The sequence below is a fragment of the Buttiauxella cochleicola genome (assembly GCF_021282405.1).
GTDB lineage: Bacteria > Pseudomonadota > Gammaproteobacteria > Enterobacterales > Enterobacteriaceae > Buttiauxella > Buttiauxella massiliensis.
Genome location: NZ_JAJSOU010000007.1, coordinates 237,549 through 255,817, shown reverse-complemented (window position 1 = coordinate 255,817; position 18,269 = coordinate 237,549). Strand labels below are relative to the sequence as shown.

The following is an 18,269-nucleotide window of genomic DNA, read 5'->3' as shown; positions in this document are numbered from 1 at the left end:
AAATTACAGCTGGAAATCACTTAAATCATCGGTGTTAACGTTCGAATCAATCTGACCTACCAGATAAGAGCTCACTTCCACTTCTTGCGGTGCAACCTGCACGTTGTCAGACACAAGCCAGGCGTTAATCCATGGGATTGGGTTAGAGCGCGTTTTAAATGGCAAGTCCAGACCGACAGCCTGCATACGGATATTGGTAATGTAATCAACATACTGGCAGAGAATATCTTTGTTCAGACCGATCATCGAACCGTCGCGGAACAGATAGCTTGCCCATTCTTTTTCTTGCTCGGCAGCCAGTACGAACAGGTCGTAGCATTCCTGGCGGCATTCCTGGGCGATTTCCGCCATTTCAGGATCGTCTTCACCGGAGCGCATCAGGTTCAGCATGTGCTGAGTGCCGGTCAGGTGCAGGGCTTCGTCACGGGCAATCAGCTTGATGATTTTAGCGTTGCCTTCCATCAATTCGCGCTCGGCGAATGCGAAGGAACAAGCGAAGCTGACGTAGAAGCGAATTGCTTCCAGTGCGTTAACGCTCATCAGGCATAAATAGAGTTGGCGCTTGAGTGCACGCAGGTTCACGGTCACGGTTTTGCCGTTCACGTTATGCGTACCTTCACCCAGCAGATGCCAGTAGCTGGTCATCTCAATCAGTCGATCGTAGTAACCGGAGATATCTTTTGCGCGCTTTAAGATCTCCTGGTTAGTAACGATATCGTCAAACACAATTGCCGGATCGTTAACGATATTACGGATGATATGGGTGTAAGAGCGTGAGTGGATGGTTTCGGAAAACGCCCACGTTTCAACCCAGGTTTCCAGTTCAGGAATGGAAATCAGCGGCAGCAGAGCCACGTTTGGGCTGCGGCCCTGAATGGAGTCCAGCAGCGTCTGGTATTTCAGGTTGCTGATGAAGATGTGTTTTTCGTGATCGGGCAGCGCCTGATAGTCGATACGGTCACGGGAAACGTCCACCTCTTCCGGACGCCAGAAGAAGGAGAGTTGCTTTTCAATCAGCTTTTCGAAGATGTCATATTTTTGCTGATCGTAGCGAGCCACGTTAACCGACTGGCCAAAGAACATCGGTTCTGCAAGCTGATCGTTTTTCGTCTGTGAAAAAGTGGTGTAAGCCATGAGGTTAAATCCTGTAATGCGTCGAAAAAATCCCCTCAGCAAGGTGAGGGGATTTTAAGTTAGATTTTACATGCGCCGCTTTCGCAGCCATCGTCCTGGATTGAAGGCGCCAGGTCGTCTTGCGCATCTTCCGCGCCGTCGCGGGTGTTCTGATAATAAAGCGTTTTAACACCGAATTTATAGGCGGTGAGCAAATCTTTGAGCAACTGCTGCATCGGCACTTTACCAGACGCAAAGCGCGTTGGGTCGTAGTTAGTGTTTGCAGAGATCGACTGATCGATAAACTTCTGCATCAGACCGACTAATTGCAGGTAACCATCATTATTCGGCAGGTCCCACAGCAGCTCATATTTGTCTTTCAGCGTTTCGTAATCTGGCACAACCTGGCGCAGGATACCGTCTTTTGACGCTTTAATGCTGATATGGCCGCGCGGTGGTTCGATACCATTGGTGGCGTTAGAAATCTGCGAAGAGGTTTCAGACGGCATCAAAGCAGAAAGCGTGGAGTTACGCAGGCCGTGAGTTTTAATCGACTCACGAAGCGCTTCCCAGTCCAGATGCAGCGGCTCATTGCTGATCACATCCAAATCTTTCTTGTAGGTGTCGATTGGCAAAATGCCTTTTGCGTAAGTGGTTTCGTTGAACCACAGGCAAGGGCCTTGCTCTTTCGCCAACTCGTTCGATGCTTTCAACAAATAGTACTGAATCGCTTCGAAGGTTTTGTGCGTCAGGTTGTTGGCGCTGCCGTCGGAGTAACGAACGCCATTCTTCGCCAGATAGTAAGCGAAGTTAATTACACCAACACCCAGAGTACGACGGCCCATAGCACCGCGTTTCGCGGCAATGATTGGGTAGTCCTGGTAATCGAGGAGCGCATCCAGGGCGCGTACCGCCAGAATCGCTAATTCTTCCAACTCATCAAGGCTTTCGATAGCACCCAGGTTGAATGCAGACAGCGTACACAGCGCAATTTCACCGTCTTCGTCGTTGATGTCATTCAGTGGTTTGGTCGGCAGCGCGATTTCCAGGCACAGGTTAGACTGGCGAACTGGCGCGATAGCCGGGTCAAACGGGCTATGGGTGTTGCAATGGTCAACGTTCTGAATATAGATACGGCCAGTTGAAGCACGTTCTTGCATCATCAGTGAGAACAGCTCAACCGCTTTCACACGTTGCTTACGGATGCTGTCGTCTTTTTCGTATTTGGTATACAGCTGCTCGAATTTTTCCTGGTCGGCAAAGAATGCGTCATACAGACCTGGAACGTCAGACGGGCTGAACAGCGTAATGTCTTCGCCTTTCAACAAACGGGTGTACATCAGTTTGTTGATTTGCACGCCGTAATCCATGTGACGTACGCGGTTGCCTTCAACACCACGGTTGTTTTTCAGTACCAGCAGGCTTTCAACTTCCAGGTGCCACATTGGGTAGAACAGTGTCGCAGCACCGCCACGCACGCCGCCCTGAGAGCAGGATTTCACTGCTGTCTGGAAGTGTTTGTAGAACGGGATACAGCCAGTGTGGAACGCTTCACCGCCGCGAATTGGGCTACCCAGCGCACGGATACGACCGGCGTTGATGCCGATGCCTGCACGTTGGGAAACATACTTCACAATTGCGCTGGAAGTGGCGTTGATGGAATCCAGGCTGTCGCCACACTCGATCAGTACACAAGAGCTGAACTGGCGAGTTGGGGTACGCACGCCAGACATAATCGGCGTAGGCAGAGAAATTTTGAAGGTAGAAACCGCATCGTAAAAACGCTTCACATAGCTCAGACGGGTTTCACGCGGGTAGCCGGAGAACAGGCACGCGGCAACCAGAATATAAAGGAACTGTGCGCTTTCGTAGATTTCGCCGGTGACACGGTTCTGAACCAGATACTTACCTTCGAGCTGTTTTACAGCCGCGTAGGAGAAGCTCATGTCGCGCTCGTGGTCGATGTAATCGTCCATCTGCTTGAACTCTTCTTCCGTGTAGTCTTCCAGCAGATGTTGATCGTATTTGCCCATCTCAACCATTTTCACTACATGGTTATAGAGTTTAGGCGGCTCGAACTCACCGTAAGCTTTTTTGCGCAGATGGAACACAGCCAGACGCGCAGCCAGATACTGGTAATCAGGCGCTTCGCGAGAGATTAAATCGGCTGCTGCTTTGATGATGGTTTCATGAATGTCAGAGGTTTTGATGCCGTCATAAAACTGGATGTGCGAGCGCAGTTCAACCTGTGATACGGATACGTTATTTAAGCCTTCGGCGGCCCAATCCAGAACTCGATGGATTTTATCCAGATCGATACGCTCAGTGCGACCGTCACGTTTTGTAACCAGCAGACTCTGATTCATGTGCGTTTGTACCTGTCCGTGAAATGAAAAATGCCCCGTTTATCCACAGTTGGCCTCTAGTGGCTAACCTTGTGGATAAATACTATATGTAGGGGGTTGTGGATTACTTGATCACTATATGGTGAGTATTCTAGTAACTAATCGGCTGAGAACAAGTATTGATTTCGAGACGGATTTCAGGTTGTGACAAGCGGAATTTCGCTAAGTCCACGTCACATAAGGCCTGTGACAATTGTCAATGGGATGCAAAAAAAATGATATTTTTGATCGAGTGCTGATTTCTTAAACTTCATTGATAAGTGCGCGGTTTGATACCGCGCAATTTTCATCAAACTAGCTTATGGATAAAAATCAATTTTCAGCTTTTGTGTGCAGCATGTAATTAACATCAACACCTGGTGCGAGTTTGAACGTATTGGTCAGCGGGTTGAAATGTAACCCGGTGATGTGGCGCTCGCGCAGTGGGGTGTCGTCAACCCAGGAGAGTAATTCCGCAGGCTTGATGAATTTCTTAATATCGTGCGTGCCTTTTGGCACCATGCGCAGGATGTATTCAGCACCCACCACCGCCATCAACCAGGATTTGCCATTACGGTTAAGAGTGGAGAAAAAGACGTGTCCACCCGGTTTTACCAGTTTCGCACACGCAGTGACGACAGATTTCGGATCCGGTACATGCTCGAGCATTTCCATACAGGTCACCACGTCATACTTCCCGGCAAATTTTTCCGCGTGCTGCTCAACGGTTTCCTGAACGTAGTCAACTTTAATACCGCTTTCCAGCGCATGGAGCTTAGCAACCTGTAATGGCTCGAAACCCATATCCAGCCCGGTCACATTAGCGCCTTCGCGCGCCATGCTCTCTGCCAGAATCCCACCGCCACAGCCGACATCAAGCACCGTTTTACCAAATAACCCATCAGCGCGTTGGCTGATATATCCCAAACGCAGCGGGTTGATGCGGTGCAGAGGCTTAAATTCGCCTTCAAGATCCCACCAGCGTGAGGCTACGGCTTCGAATTTGGCGATTTCATCATGGTCGACGTTCTGGATAACCGGCTGGTTTTCGGCATTCATGGGGCTACTCACTCCTTGTTCGTTTCGTGGCGGGAGTATATCAGTCAATGTCTGTGAATAAACCATTCGGCAACCATGTTGTGGTTTCCCCAAAGTAGGGCGATTGTGTTATAATTTGCGACCTTTGAATCCGGGACACAGTAGAGGGATAGCGGATACATGAGCGACCTTGCCAGAGAAATTACACCGGTCAACATTGAGGAAGAGCTAAAGAGCTCATATCTGGATTACGCGATGTCGGTTATTGTCGGCCGCGCACTGCCAGATGTCCGCGATGGACTCAAGCCGGTACACCGTCGCGTACTTTACGCCATGAACGTATTGGGCAATGACTGGAATAAAGCGTACAAAAAATCCGCCCGTGTTGTTGGTGACGTAATCGGTAAATATCACCCTCATGGTGATACCGCTGTCTATGACACTATCGTGCGTATGGCGCAGCCATTCTCATTGCGTTACATGTTGGTAGATGGCCAGGGTAACTTTGGTTCTGTGGACGGTGACTCCGCCGCGGCGATGCGTTATACGGAAATCCGTATGTCGAAAATCGCTCACGAACTGATGGCCGATCTCGAAAAAGACACGGTAGATTTCGTCGATAACTACGACGGAACCGAGCGCATTCCTGATGTTATGCCGACCAAAATTCCTAACTTGCTGGTTAACGGTTCATCCGGTATCGCAGTAGGCATGGCAACTAACATCCCGCCTCATAACATCACTGAAGTTATCAACGGCTGTCTGGCGTTTATTGAAGACGAAGACATCACCGTTGAAGGGTTAATGGAACACATCCCAGGCCCAGACTTCCCAACTGCCGCTATCATCAATGGCCGTCGTGGCATCGAAGAAGCGTATCGCACTGGTCGTGGCAAGATTTACATTCGCGCCCGTGCAGAAGTTGAAGCAGATGCGAAAACAGGTCGTGAGACCATCATCGTTCATGAAATTCCGTACCAGGTGAACAAAGCTCGCCTGATTGAGAAAATCGCTGAACTGGTGAAAGACAAACGCGTTGAGGGCATTAGCGCTCTGCGTGACGAGTCTGATAAAGACGGCATGCGCATTGTTATCGAAATCAAACGCGATGCAGTGGGCGAAGTGGTTCTGAATAATCTTTATTCTCAGACTCAACTGCAAACTTCCTTCGGTATCAACATGGTTGCGCTGCACCAGGGCCAACCTAAGATCATGAACCTGAAAGACATTCTTTCTGCGTTTGTGCGTCACCGTCGTGAAGTTGTGACTCGTCGTACTATTTTTGAACTGCGTAAAGCACGCGACCGTGCACACATCCTCGAAGGTCTGGCGATTGCGCTTGCGAACATCGACCCGATTATCGAGCTGATTCGTCATTCTCCAAATGCCGCAGAAGCGAAAGCTGGCCTGATTGCCCGTTCATGGGCTCTGGGCAACGTTTCTGCCATGCTGGAACGTGCGGGTGATGATGCTGCGCGTCCGGAGTGGCTGGAACCAGAATTCGGTATTCGTGATGGTCAATATTTCCTGACCGAGCAACAAGCACAGGCAATTCTTGATCTGCGTTTGCAGAAACTGACCGGCCTTGAGCACGAAAAACTGCTCGACGAATACAAAGAGCTGCTGGAGCAGATTGCTGAGTTGCTGCACATTCTGGGCAGCGCTGAACGTCTGATGGAAGTGATCACTGAAGAGCTGGTTGCGATGCGCGATCAGTTCGGCGACAAACGTCGTACTGAGATCACTGCAAATACCTCTGATATCAACATTGAAGATCTGATCAACCGCGAAGATGTGGTTGTGACTCTGTCCCACCAGGGCTATGTGAAATATCAACCGCTGACCGACTACGAAGCACAACGTCGTGGTGGTAAAGGTAAGTCCGCAGCACGTATTAAAGAAGAAGATTTCATCGACCGTCTGTTGGTTGCCAATACCCATGACACCATTCTGCTGTTCTCCAGCCGTGGCCGTCTGTATTGGATGAAGGTTTATCAGTTGCCGGAAGCGAGCCGTGGTGCGCGTGGCCGTCCAATTGTGAACCTGCTGCCACTGGAAGCGAACGAACGTATTACCGCGATCCTGCCGGTACGTGAGTATGCCGAAGGCGTTAACGTATTCATGGCGACCGCAAGCGGTACCGTGAAGAAAACTGCGTTGACCGACTTCAGCCGCCCACGTTCAGCGGGCATCATCGCCGTCAACCTCAACGAAGGTGACGAGCTGATTGGGGTTGATTTGACGGACGGTAGCAACGAAGCCATGTTGTTCTCGGCTGCGGGTAAAGTGGTGCGCTTCAAAGAAGACGCCGTTCGTACCATGGGCCGTACTGCAACAGGTGTTCGTGGTATTAAGCTTGCAGGTGAAGACAAAGTCGTTTCCCTGATCATTCCACGCGGCGAAGGTTCGATCCTGACCGTGACGCAGAATGGTTATGGTAAACGTACCGCGGCTGATGAGTATCCGACTAAGTCACGTGCAACTCAGGGCGTTATCTCCATCAAAGTGACCGAGCGTAACGGTAGCGTCGTTGGCGCGGTTCAAGTTGAAGACACCGACCAGATTATGATGATTACCGATGCTGGTACTCTGGTTCGTACTCGCGTTTCTGAAGTGAGTGTCGTTGGCCGTAACACCCAGGGCGTTATTCTTATCCGTACTGCGGATGATGAAAACGTGGTGGGCCTGCAACGTGTTGCAGAACCGGTTGATGAAGAAGAACTGGATGCTATCGACGGTACCGTTGCGGAAGGTGATGACGAAATCGCACCTGAAGCAGACGTAGATGACAACGCTTCTGATGAAGCAGACGACGAAGCAGACGAATAATCTGAATTTTGTTGTTTGATATGACTCATAACGCCCGATGCATTTATTGCATCGGGCGTTTTTTATTTTAATATCAAGTTAGGCTTGGTTTAACTCATAAGGTAACTCAATGGCTATTCCTGAGAAGTATGAAGATGTAGAGCGCTGGGCGTTTGGTGATACAGAAAAACAGGCGGACGAACTGGTTAAATTAGTGCTTGATGGTGTGAAAACCGCCACCTGCGCTAACCTGGATGGCGAGGGCATTGCCCAGCCAGGCGATATCTTTGTGGTGGTAGATGGCAAGAATAAGCCGGTTTGCGCGATTGAACTGACCACCACGGAAATGACGACTTTTGAACAGGTGGGCGAAGCCCATGCTCTGGCTGAAGGTGAAGGTGACCGCACGCTGGCCTACTGGCGCAACGAGCATAAACGCTTTTTCGAAGAGTACGATCTGTTCTCTCCGGATATGACTTTAGTATTGATGCACTTCAAAGTTATCGAAAAGTTCTGAAAATTGGTCTGAGCTCGGTTAAGTACCGAACCCAGACACTTTTGGTGGTCTGATTTTCACTGTCCAAATTTAATGAAGGCAGTTTAATTTCAGGCCATTTTTACATCGTTGGTTTAGTTCAGCCTTTCAACAATCATCGCGGTCCCTTGCCCACCCCCAATGCACAATGTTGCAAGCCCCAGCGTTTTATCGCGGGCTGCCAGTGCATGGAGAAGCGTCACCAAAATACGTGCACCGCTGGCACCAATAGGGTGTCCAAGTGCGATAGCTCCACCATTCACGTTGATTTTCCCCGCATCAAACCCTAGCTCCTGACCAACAGCCAAATACTGGGCGGCAAAGGCTTCATTGGCTTCGATTAGGTCAATATCACTCAGTGAAAGCCCGGCTCGCTTAAGCACATTTCTGGTCGCAGGTACGGGGCCCATACCCATAATAGAAGGGTCGACGCCCCCATTTGCATAAGCACGAATACGGGCGAGTGGCACAAGGTTTAGCTCATGAGCGCGTTGTTCACTCATGACCAGCAACGCGGCAGCGCCGTCATTTATACCGGAGGAGTTCCCCGCAGTGATGCTTCCTGATGGATCAAATGCCGGGCGTAGACGGGCTAACCCTTCCGCAGTGCAGTCGATTTTAGGAAACTCATCCTGAGAAAACAGTGTTTCACCTTTGCGTTGCTTTACCGTTACAGGAACAATTTCTTTGCTAAAGACGTTCTGCTCTATCGCGTTGACAGCTTTACGCTGTGATTCCAGCGCCAGAGCATCCTGCATTTCGCGACTAATACCGTATTGGCGGGCGACATTTTCAGCGGTGATCCCCATATGGTAGCCATAGGTTGCACACAGTAAACCATCGCGCAATATGGTATCGGTTAGCGTACCGTCTCCCAGTCGATAGCCCCAACGCGCTTTGGTATCAAGCAAGTAGGGTGCCTGGCTCATGTTTTCCATGCCACCGGCCACTATGGCCGTCGCGTTACCTGCCTGAATCGCTTGTGCAGCAAGGGCCACGCTTTTCAATCCGGAGCCACAGACTTTGTTAATGGTAAATCCGCAAACGGTTTGGTCGAGGCCTGCTTTTAGTAATGCCTGGCGGGCCGGGTTTTGCCCGAGCCCTGCTTGCAGCACATTACCCATGATGACTTCATCTATGTCGTTTCCTGTATAGCGGGCACGTTCCAGCACTTCTTTGATAACAATCGCACCCAGATCGGTGGCATTAATACTGGATAATGCCCCATTGAAGTTTCCTATAGCGGTTCGGGCAGCACTGACAATAACAACGTTATTCATAGTCACATTCCTTCCTTAGTCGAGGGATATCAAAATAGCGTCAGGCCAATAACGAATATCACGCCTGAGAACAGTAGTGCGGTAACGCAATAACCCATGATGTCGCGTACGCCCAATCCTGCTATAGCCAGTGCAGGCAATGCCCAGAAGGGTTGCGCCATATTCATCCACTGTTCGCCATACGCAATTGCCATCACTGATTTACCCAAATCGGCGCCCAGAGCTTGTGCGGCAGGAATAACGAACGGCCCCTGAATTACCCAATGCCCACCTCCTGATGGCACGGCGAAGTTGATCAGTGCGGAGCTGAAGAATGTCATAAGGGGGAAGGTTTCTTTATTGGCAACATTGATGAAAAACTCGGTAATCATGCCACCGAGGCCTGAGTGTTCCATCATTAATTGAATGCCTGCGTAAAAGGGAAATTGCACCAGAATCCCTGCGGTACTACGGGCAGCAGCGCTAATCGCACGCATGTATGCCATTGGTGTCTTGTGAAGCAGAAGACCGGTAACCATAAACATCATGTTCACGGTGTTGATGGTGATGTTGAAACCTTTTTCATAAAACTGGAAACCCAGGTAGGCAATGCCCAATGCACTGACAATAAGCGCCAACAGGCGGCTTTCTTCCAGGCGCTCAGAAGGTGGAGCATCCTTTGCCAGGGTTTTCTGGAAATCGGCCTCTTCTTGCAATAAAACAGGGTCAATCGTAATCACATCACCTGGTTTCGGCATCATCATGCGTGTGACGAAAGGCATCATCACGATAAGCCCAAGGGTGATGAAAAGATTGAAGCCACGGAACAAGGTATCTGATACCGGAATAAGCCCCGCAATATGTTCAACCGGGTTGCCTGGAGTTGCTGCAAGCAGCGGCATTGAGCCAGAAAAACCACCGCCCCATGTAAGAAAACCGATGTAAGCGCAGGCGATCAGCAGTGGATAATCGGAACCCTTCACCCGGCGAGCCACCTCACGGGCAAACATGGCGCCTACCACCAGCCCAAAACCCCAGTTAATCACGCAGGCAACTGAACCAAAGAAGGTCACCAGCATGACGCCCTGAGTCGGCGTTTTTGCTGCAGAAGCGGTAAATTGCAGGATACGTTTAACGGGAGTGGAGCTGGCAAGTGCATGCCCGGTAACAATAATGAGTGCCATCTGCATGCCAAATGCGAGCAGATTCCAGAAACCATCGCCCCACATTTTTACGATGCTTACCGGCGAATGAGGCGTTAACCCCAACGCAATGATAAATGTCAGTAGCGTCAGTAACATGGCAAAGATGAGCGGGTCCGGGAGATAACGACTCACGAAACGTGTCATCAGGCGGGAGATTTTACCGATCATGCTAAACCTCTCTCAGCGCCTAATGGCATGAGGTGCAATTCAGGATCCACGGTAAATTCGGCTGCAGTTTTTTGCACTATCTCCTCAATGCTGACTCCTTCGGCATGTTCGGTTAGCCACATTTTTCCCTCTTTGAAACGGAACACGGCTAACTCGGTCACCAGCATATGAACGGCGTTAAGCGCGGTCAGAGGGAGCGTGCAGTTAGGCAGGATTTTGGACGAACCATCTTTTGCACAGTGCTCCATAGCAATGATGACGTGACGAGCTCCTGTCACCAGGTCCATTGCGCCACCCATGCCTGGTACCATCTTCCCAGGGATCACCCAGTTAGCCAGATTAGCGTGTTGATCAACTTGCAGCCCGCCAAGTACGCAGGCATCAACATGACCACCGCGAATCAGTGCGAACGACATGCCGCTGTCAAACATTGCTGCACCCGGTAAGATTCCGCAAAGTTGCCCTCCGGCGTTAACCAGATCCGGATGGGGATCATTGATGGGACCAAGGCCGAGAAAACCATTTTCTGATTGGAGAGTGATGTGAATTCCTTCTGGCAGGTAATCAGCCACTTTGGTCGGTAACCCAATCCCCAGGTTGACTATTGCGCCGTCGTGTAATTCTAAGGCGACGCGTCGGGCAATTTTTTCTTTAGCATTCATGGCATTACTCCTGGGGATTAACAATGAAATCAATGACGGCGGCGGGGGTGATGACGTTGTCTGGTGCAATATCACCGACGGGCAGAAGTTCATCTGGCTCAGCAAGAGTTATGTCAGCGGCTAGCGCAATTAATGGATTGAAATTGCGGGCGCTAAGTTGGTAGGTCAAATTTCCAGAGGTATCAGCCTGATGTGCGCGAACCAATGCAATATCAGCTCGTAGAGGGCGCTCCAGCAACCAGGTTTTTCCTTCAAGTACAATCTTCTGTTTACCTTCCTCCACTACGGTGCCAACGCCTGTAGCAGTTAATATTCCGCCAAGCCCAGCACCGCCACAGCGGATTTGTTCAATCAGTGTTCCTTGTGGAACAAGTTCAACTTCAAGTTCACCATCAATCATTTGCCGCCCAGTTTCTGGGTTGGTGCCAATGTGCGAAGCAATGACTTTCTTAACACGTCGGTTACCAATTAACGGGCCGATACCTGTATCAACGAAGGCGGTATCGTTGGCAATTATCGTAAGGTTTTTAACACCCGAAGCCAGTAACGCTTCAATTAGGCGGGGTGGGGTTCCTACGCCCATAAAGCCACCGACCATAATGGTCATGCCATCGCGGAAGTGCTCAGCGGCATTACCAATAGTGATTATTTTGTTTTTCATGCTATTTCCCTTAGTCACTCTCCTTATGGAGATGTCCATGACATAGCAAGGGGAATGCCAGTTCGTGGGAAACACAAAAAAATGAATTCAACTAATTGAATTTAATGAAATATTTTTCATTTTTGAACGAATGGTACTGGAGGGTATAGATGGAGTGAACCTGACAAGAATTGCACAGTTGCGCAATTCTTGTCAGGGAAAGATTAGCCTTCGGAGATTTGCTCAATATTGTATTCTTGTAATTTATACATTAATGCCCGACGGCTGATCCCTAACAGCATTGCTGCCCGAGTTCGATTGCCATAGCTATCGTTAAGCGCAGTGACGATCAGCGTTTTTTCATAGCGCTTAACGTTTTCTTTCAGAGAGCCCGTCGTACCAGGCTCTTTGTCGTTTATGGGTTTAGAGGCTTGTAAGAGGGGAGGTAAATCTTCCGGGAAAATCACCATACCAGTGCTCATGATGACGGCACGCTCGATAATATTGGAAAGCTCACGAATGTTGCCAGGCCAGGTGTGAGACTCCAATAACGCCATGGCGGAGGTGTCGATTTCAATAATTTCTCTTTGATTTTCCAGGTTAAACTTTTGCAAAAAGTGGTTTGCCAGCAGTGAAATATCCTCCAGACGCTCTCGTAGCGGTGGAAGTGTTAAATGGATAACGTTCAGGCGATACCAAAGGTCATTACGGAATGTACCAGCTTCAACCATGGCGGGAATATCCCGGTTAGTTGCAGCGATAATTCGAATATCAACACGTACAGTCTGGCTACCGCCAATGCGTTCAAATTCTCTTTCCTGGAGAACGCGCAAAAGCTTTACTTGCAGGTTTAGCGGCATTTCACCGACTTCATCCAGCAGCAATGTGCCTCCGTGGGCTCGTTCAAACAAACCACGTCGTTGCAATTGTGCGCCGGTGAAAGCTCCTTTTTCATGACCAAAAAGCTCACTTTCCAGAAGTGATTCCGGCAATGCCGCACAATTGATTTTGATAAACGGCCCATGGCTACGGCCACTATTATAATGAATGGCTCGCGCGATTAGTTCCTTACCCGTGCCGCTTTCTCCTGATATCAATACGCTGGCGTGGCTAAGCGCAATTTTGGCGGTATCGCGACATATTTCCATCATGGATGGGCTTTGGGTGAGGATATGACCCCATTGATAGCTTTTCGACAATTGCTGATGCAGTTGGTTAATTTGTTGCTTCATGTCCTGCATTTGCATAGCACGCAGGATGACGAGCTTAACCTCACTTAAATCGAAAGGTTTAATAACGTAATCAAAGGCACCAAAACGAAGCGCTTCTACAGCGGTTTCCACGGCGGCATAAGCTGTCATCAGAATGACTGGCGTTGCCGGGCGAACAGCACGCATTTTTTCCAGTGCTTCAATACCATTAAGCACAGGCATGCGTATATCCATTAACACCACATCGGGTTGATGTGAATGGAACAACTTGAGCGCCTCGCAGCCGTTTGCCGCGCAAAGTGGACGATGCCCATCAAGCGTGAAAGCGGTGGTGAGCATCCGACGAACGTTTGCTTCATCATCAACAATCAGTATTTGCCAGCTTTGTTTCATGATCGCTTCCTTGAGTTTGATTCACGGGTAATAACAGCGTGAAAGTGGTTCCCTTATTTGGATGGCTGGAGAAGCGGATATCACCCTGATGAGAATTGATAATGCGCTGACTGATTGCCAGACCAAGCCCTGTTCCTGATGATTTTGTAGTGTAAAAAGGATCGAATATTTTGCTTTTTATCTGTTCGCTAATACCGCAACCATTGTCTTTAATACGCAGTATTTGATGGGTATCGCCCAGTCGTCGGGTGCGGATGAAGATTTTTCCTCTGGCGGGAATCGCTTGTACGGCATTGATCAGAATATTAAGAATGACCTGTTTTAGCATTTCTCCATCGGCCTCAATATCTGTGAGCGATTGATCGACTCGGGTAAGAAAATCAATTCGCGCCTCAACACCTTTGGTTTTAATTAACACCAGGCAATCATTGAGGATTTGATTGAGATTTACGGCCTGCCATTTTCCCGTTTGAGGACGGGCAAAATCCAGTAACTGTTGAATGACAGCATTAATAGACTGGATCTCTTTAAGGATAATGCGCAGGTACTCCTGACGTTGCGGATCTGTCTCCAGCTCTCTGAGAATTTGGGCATATCCTTTAATTGCGGTGAGAGGGTTTCGGACTTCATGCGCAACACCAGCCATGAGTTCGCCGAGGGCGGCTAATCGCTCTGCCTGTGCCATTCTGCGTTGTATTTCTTTGCGGGCGGTGAGATCAGACAAAATCACCAGTGCGCCAATTAGTTCGTTGTTAGCATTGAAAATCTGGCTGGTGGTGACACTCAGTTCAATGGTGCGATGCCGTGCTGGGAAGGTGATTTCCCTGGCAACAAAACTGATGCCTTTTTCCAGAGTTTCCAGAATGGGGCTATGGAAGAGCGAGGTAGAAAACATTGTAGAGTAGGGTTTGCCGAGGAGTTCGTCCTGGCGGTATCCCGTCGTCGTTTCGGCAGTAGGGTTCATCAGGGTAACAAGCCCTTGAGTATCGACAGCAATCACACCATCTGCTGCGTTTTCAATAATCAGGTCATTAAGTGTTCTGGTTTCACGCAATGCTCGCGCCAGAGCATTGACACTGGAAGTTATATCACCCATTTCGCCCGTTAACGTTGGCAGTTGGGTGTCCAGGTTTTGCGGCAATGCCGCAAGCCCATGTTTAATGACTTCAATATCTGAACTCAGACGGCGTGAGAACACAATGATCAGGCAAATGCTGATAAGCAAACCGACAGCGAGTACGATAATGACTCGCAAATCCATCGCCAGCGCTTGCTGGCTAATATCTTCGGACAATTCATTAGCCCAGATATAGCCAATTATTTCCCCGTTGCGTCTGATTGGCAGCATCACATTCATAATGTTGCCGCGTACTTGCTTACCCCATACGACTTGGTTTTGTCGGCTGGTCATGACATGTCGACCAGGGTGATCTACGGAAATGCTCAGACCCACATTACTTTGATAATCATTTTTGGGGGCGTAGGTAATAATGGCATCAAGTTGGCGGTGATAGTAACCCGCCCCCACGCCAGGGAAGGAAGTTGCTATCTGCTCGGTTCGTGATGAAAGGTGCTGATTCAAGGCTTGAATTCTTGCCGCCCGGGGTAGGTTTGCGTACAGAGCAAAGTCATCGCCAAGTTGCTTATCTAACAGATGCGTTACCGCGAATAACTTATTTTGTTTTTCCTGAAGTAATGCCGCTCTGCCTTCGCTTTCAACAAAGTAGCCAATTGTCAGGATGGGAATAGTTACCATCAATACTACTATGAGAATGAGCTTACTGCGTAGTCGTCGTGGGGTGCATTGTTGGTAAAGGGACCGTAACATTAACATTAGCCTTCCGATGGCGAGTTGTTGATGAATTATGAAGTGATGTTATGAGTAAGTCCGGATCGGCTGTCAAACTATCACACAGTGATCGTTCCCTTTGCCGTTGCGGGCTGCCATTTTTGCGGCTACCTTAACGGCATCTAAAGTTTTGCTATTTCCACGACCAGGCTCAATTTGAAATATCTTGTCTCCTTTCGCACCACACTAAAAGTCTCCCGCTACCTGTTTCGGGCACTGGCTTTATTGCTTTGGCTGCTGATTGCGCTCTTTTCGGTGTTCTACATCATGAATGCCCTACACGAAAAAGAGTCAGAAATTCGCCAGGAATTTAATATCAGCTTTGACCAGGCGCAGCGTTATATCCAGCGTACGTCTGATGTGGTGAAAGAGCTCAAGTACATTGCGGAAAATCGCCTGACCGCCGCTAATGGCGTGTTGCCGTCCGTGGAAAATGATGACAACAGAGTCGACCCACCGAGTTTCATGCCGTTGTTCCCGGACTCTGACTGTTCAGCTGTCAGCTCAACCTGGCGTTCATCTTTGCAATCCCTGGCGTGGTTCTTACGCTATTGGCGAGACAATTTCTCGGCGGCCTACGATCTCAATCGCGTCTTTTTAATTGGCGGTGACAATCTGTGCATGGCGGATTTCGGCCTGCGGGAAATGCCCCTTGAGCGTGAAAAAGCGTTAAAAACGCTGCATGAACGCATCATGAAATACCGCAATGCACCACAAGATGAGCGCAGTAATAGTATTTACTGGATTGGTCAGGGGTCACGTCCAGGAGTCGGGTATTTCTATACTCTTACGCCGGTGTATCTGGCTAACCGCTTGCAGGCTCTGTTAGGTGTTGAGCAAACCATTCGTATGGAGAACTTCCTTTCACCAGGTTCAATGCCAGTTGGCGTGACGATTCTCGATGAAAATAGCCGTCCGTTGATTTCACTGACTGGCCCGGGAGCAAATTTTCAGCCTGATGAAAAATGGCTTCAGGAGCGTTCGTGGTTTGGCTATACCTCCGGATTTAAGCAATTTATTCTCAAGAAAAACCTGCCGCCATCATCGATGAGCGTGGTGTACTCCGTACCTGTGGATATGGTGCTGGAACGCATTCGCATGCTGATTCTCAATGCGGTTCTGCTGAATATCCTGGTTGGGGTCGTGCTGTTTACTCTGGCACGGATGTATGAAAAACGGATCTTTATTCCAGCAGAAAATGATGCCCTGCGCCTCGAAGAGCACGAGCAGTTCAACCGTAAAATTGTCGCCTCAGCGCCGGTCGGTATCTGTATTTTGCGCACTCAGGATGGCACCAATATTCTGAGTAACGAGTTGGCGCACAATTATCTCAACATGCTCACCCATGAAGACCGACAGCGGTTAACGCAAATTATCTGTGGCCAGCAGGTTAACTTTGTCGATGTGCTGACCAGTAGCCATACCAACTTGCAGATTAGCTTTGTCCATTCGCGTTACCGAAATGAAAACGTGGCGATTTGTGTGCTGGTGGATGTCAGCGCGCGCGTCAAGATGGAAGAGTCGCTCCAGGAAATGGCACAAGCCTCAGAGCAGGCGAGCCAGTCAAAATCTATGTTCTTAGCCACCGTGAGCCATGAACTGCGCACACCGCTATATGGCATCATTGGTAACCTGGATTTATTGCAGACTAAAGAACTACCGAAAGGGGTAGATCGCCTGGTGACGGCGATGAACAACTCATCGAGCCTGTTGCTGAAAATCATCAGCGATATTCTCGACTTCTCAAAAATTGAATCCGAGCAGTTAAAAATAGAGCCGCATGAGTTCTCACCACGCGAAGTGATGAGCCATATCACCGCAAACTACCTGCCGCTGGTGGTGCGTAAACAACTCGGACTGTACTGTTTTATCGAACCGGATGTGCCGCTGACGTTGCAAGGTGACCCGATGCGTTTGCAGCAGGTCATTTCTAACTTGCTCAGTAACGCCATCAAATTTACCGATATTGGCTGCATTGTTTTGCATGTCAGTGTCGAAGGGGACTACCTCTCCTGGCGTGTGCGTGATACCGGCGTGGGCATCCCGGCTAAAGAAGTTACGCGCTTATTTGACCCATTCTTCCAGGTGGGCACAGGCGTACAGCACAACTTCCAGGGTACAGGGCTCGGGCTGGCTATCTGCGAGAAGCTCATTAGCATGATGGATGGCGATATTGCCGTAGATACCGAAGTGGGGATGGGCAGCCAGTTTACGATCCGTATTCCTTTATATGCTGCAAAATACGCCGAGCAATCCCATGTTGAAGGGTTGGTTAATAAACGCTGCTGGCTGGCGGTGCGTAATGCTTCGCTGAGTAAATATCTCGAGTCCGTGCTTGCTCGTAACCAAATCGAAGTTCGGCAGTATCAGGGCCAACGGCCTGATAACGACGATATATTGATAACTGATGATGAACTGGAAAAAGACTGGGAAGGACGTGCAGCGATTATTTTCTGCCGTCGTCATATCGGTATTCCAATCGAAACATCACCTGGTTGCTGGTTACATAGCCTTGCGGCACCTCATGATCTCATGCTGCTGCTGGGCCGTATTTACAGCGTTACGGTGAATGTGCCGGGGGCTGATTCTGCATCGCCTGCACCTTCCGACAACAACGAACGAAACGATGACATGATGATCCTCGTCGTTGACGATCACCCTATCAACCGACGTTTGCTGGCAGATCAGTTGGGATCGTTGGGCTATCAATGTAAAACGGCGAACGACGGTGTCGATGCACTGAATGTGTTGAGTAAAAATCACATTGATATTGTGCTGAGCGACGTGAACATGCCGAATATGGATGGTTATCGCCTGACACAACGGATTCGTCAGCTCGGTTTGACTTTGCCTGTGGTGGGGGTGACGGCAAATGCGCTGGCAGAAGAGAAACAACGGTGTATTGAGTCGGGAATGGATAGCTGCCTGTCTAAGCCAGTAACGCTGGATATCCTGAAAACGACGGTCGATCTTTATGCCGCAAGGGTGCGTAGCGGCAGATAAA

At 49.4% G+C, this 18,269-nt stretch carries 12 protein-coding genes; 3 read left to right on the top strand and 9 right to left on the bottom strand.

Annotation, left to right across the window (positions count from 1 at the left end):
* Positions 1-3: 3 nt before the first annotated feature.
* The 3 genes from nrdB to ubiG all read right to left on the bottom strand — a co-directional run bounded on the left by nrdB (position 4) and on the right by ubiG (position 4,556).
* Positions 4-1,134: a class Ia ribonucleoside-diphosphate reductase subunit beta gene (gene nrdB, locus LVQ79_RS12115; RefSeq protein WP_064517141.1), complete on the bottom strand. Its 1,131-nt coding sequence runs from the start codon at positions 1,132-1,134 to the stop codon at positions 4-6.
* Between the two features lie 59 nt (positions 1,135-1,193).
* Positions 1,194-3,479, bottom strand: coding sequence for a class 1a ribonucleoside-diphosphate reductase subunit alpha (nrdA, locus tag LVQ79_RS12110; protein ID WP_151992846.1), 2,286 nt, complete (start codon positions 3,477-3,479; stop codon positions 1,194-1,196).
* Between the two features lie 351 nt (positions 3,480-3,830).
* The gene (ubiG, locus tag LVQ79_RS12105; protein WP_232865124.1) at positions 3,831-4,556 is read right to left on the bottom strand and encodes a bifunctional 2-polyprenyl-6-hydroxyphenol methylase/3-demethylubiquinol 3-O-methyltransferase UbiG; all 726 of its coding nucleotides are present in this window, start codon (positions 4,554-4,556) and stop codon (positions 3,831-3,833) included.
* Positions 4,557-4,715: 159 nt separating this feature from the next.
* On the opposite strand from ubiG, the gene gyrA reads away from it, so the two are divergent.
* Both gyrA and LVQ79_RS12095 read left to right on the top strand, forming a co-directional pair.
* Entirely contained in the window at positions 4,716-7,364 is a 2,649-nt protein-coding gene (gene gyrA, locus LVQ79_RS12100; protein WP_151992844.1) for a DNA topoisomerase (ATP-hydrolyzing) subunit A, read from the top strand.
* 109 nt (positions 7,365-7,473) lie between these two features.
* Positions 7,474-7,860: an ASCH domain-containing protein gene (locus tag LVQ79_RS12095; RefSeq protein ID WP_064517149.1), complete on the top strand. Its 387-nt coding sequence runs from the start codon at positions 7,474-7,476 to the stop codon at positions 7,858-7,860.
* Between the two features lie 113 nt (positions 7,861-7,973).
* On the opposite strand, the gene LVQ79_RS12090 is transcribed toward LVQ79_RS12095, so the two are convergent.
* The 6 genes from LVQ79_RS12090 to atoS form a co-directional block, all read right to left on the bottom strand.
* Positions 7,974-9,158 carry an acetyl-CoA C-acetyltransferase gene (locus LVQ79_RS12090; protein ID WP_232865123.1) on the bottom strand — a complete coding sequence of 395 codons (1,185 nt, stop codon included), beginning with the start codon at positions 9,156-9,158 and terminating at the stop codon, positions 7,974-7,976.
* Positions 9,159-9,187: 29 nt separating this feature from the next.
* Positions 9,188-10,510 carry a TIGR00366 family protein gene (locus LVQ79_RS12085; protein ID WP_232865122.1) on the bottom strand — a complete coding sequence of 441 codons (1,323 nt, stop codon included), beginning with the start codon at positions 10,508-10,510 and terminating at the stop codon, positions 9,188-9,190.
* Complete coding sequence (locus LVQ79_RS12080) at positions 10,507-11,172, bottom strand: 3-oxoacid CoA-transferase subunit B (RefSeq protein WP_232865121.1); 666 nt, start codon at positions 11,170-11,172, stop codon at positions 10,507-10,509. The genes LVQ79_RS12085 and LVQ79_RS12080 overlap by 4 nt, the downstream gene beginning before the upstream one ends.
* A gap of 4 nt (positions 11,173-11,176) precedes the next feature.
* Positions 11,177-11,833, bottom strand: coding sequence for an acetate CoA-transferase subunit alpha (gene atoD / locus LVQ79_RS12075; RefSeq protein ID WP_232865120.1), 657 nt, complete (start codon positions 11,831-11,833; stop codon positions 11,177-11,179).
* A 203-nt stretch (positions 11,834-12,036) separates the two neighbouring features.
* The gene (atoC, locus tag LVQ79_RS12070; protein WP_232865119.1) at positions 12,037-13,416 is read right to left on the bottom strand and encodes an acetoacetate metabolism transcriptional regulator AtoC; all 1,380 of its coding nucleotides are present in this window, start codon (positions 13,414-13,416) and stop codon (positions 12,037-12,039) included.
* Positions 13,385-15,244 (bottom strand): two-component system sensor histidine kinase AtoS, encoded by a 1,860-nt coding sequence (atoS, locus tag LVQ79_RS12065; protein ID WP_370639848.1) that lies wholly within the window; start codon positions 15,242-15,244, stop codon positions 13,385-13,387. Before atoS ends, atoC begins: the two co-directional genes overlap by 32 nt.
* A gap of 177 nt (positions 15,245-15,421) precedes the next feature.
* Between atoS and rcsC the strand changes: the two genes are divergently transcribed.
* Positions 15,422-18,268, top strand: coding sequence for a two-component system sensor histidine kinase RcsC (gene rcsC, locus LVQ79_RS12060; RefSeq protein WP_232865117.1), 2,847 nt, complete (start codon positions 15,422-15,424; stop codon positions 18,266-18,268).
* Position 18,269: the final 1 nt, after the last annotated feature.

What these genes read in the sequence shown, in the direction of transcription:
- nrdB (WP_064517141.1), bottom strand. Translation starts at nt 1,134, where the DNA reads ATGGCTTACACCACTTTTTCACAGACGAAAAACGATCAGCTTGCAGAA.
- nrdA (WP_151992846.1), bottom strand. Translation starts at nt 3,479, where the DNA reads ATGAATCAGAGTCTGCTGGTTACAAAACGTGACGGTCGCACTGAGCGT.
- ubiG (WP_232865124.1), bottom strand. Translation starts at nt 4,556, where the DNA reads ATGAATGCCGAAAACCAGCCGGTTATCCAGAACGTCGACCATGATGAA.
- gyrA (WP_151992844.1), top strand. Translation starts at nt 4,716, where the DNA reads ATGAGCGACCTTGCCAGAGAAATTACACCGGTCAACATTGAGGAAGAG.
- LVQ79_RS12095 (WP_064517149.1), top strand. Translation starts at nt 7,474, where the DNA reads ATGGCTATTCCTGAGAAGTATGAAGATGTAGAGCGCTGGGCGTTTGGT.
- LVQ79_RS12090 (WP_232865123.1), bottom strand. Translation starts at nt 9,158, where the DNA reads ATGAATAACGTTGTTATTGTCAGTGCTGCCCGAACCGCTATAGGAAAC.
- LVQ79_RS12085 (WP_232865122.1), bottom strand. Translation starts at nt 10,510, where the DNA reads ATGATCGGTAAAATCTCCCGCCTGATGACACGTTTCGTGAGTCGTTAT.
- LVQ79_RS12080 (WP_232865121.1), bottom strand. Translation starts at nt 11,172, where the DNA reads ATGAATGCTAAAGAAAAAATTGCCCGACGCGTCGCCTTAGAATTACAC.
- atoD (WP_232865120.1), bottom strand. Translation starts at nt 11,833, where the DNA reads ATGAAAAACAAAATAATCACTATTGGTAATGCCGCTGAGCACTTCCGC.
- atoC (WP_232865119.1), bottom strand. Translation starts at nt 13,416, where the DNA reads ATGAAACAAAGCTGGCAAATACTGATTGTTGATGATGAAGCAAACGTT.
- atoS (WP_370639848.1), bottom strand. Translation starts at nt 15,244, where the DNA reads ATGTTACGGTCCCTTTACCAACAATGCACCCCACGACGACTACGCAGT.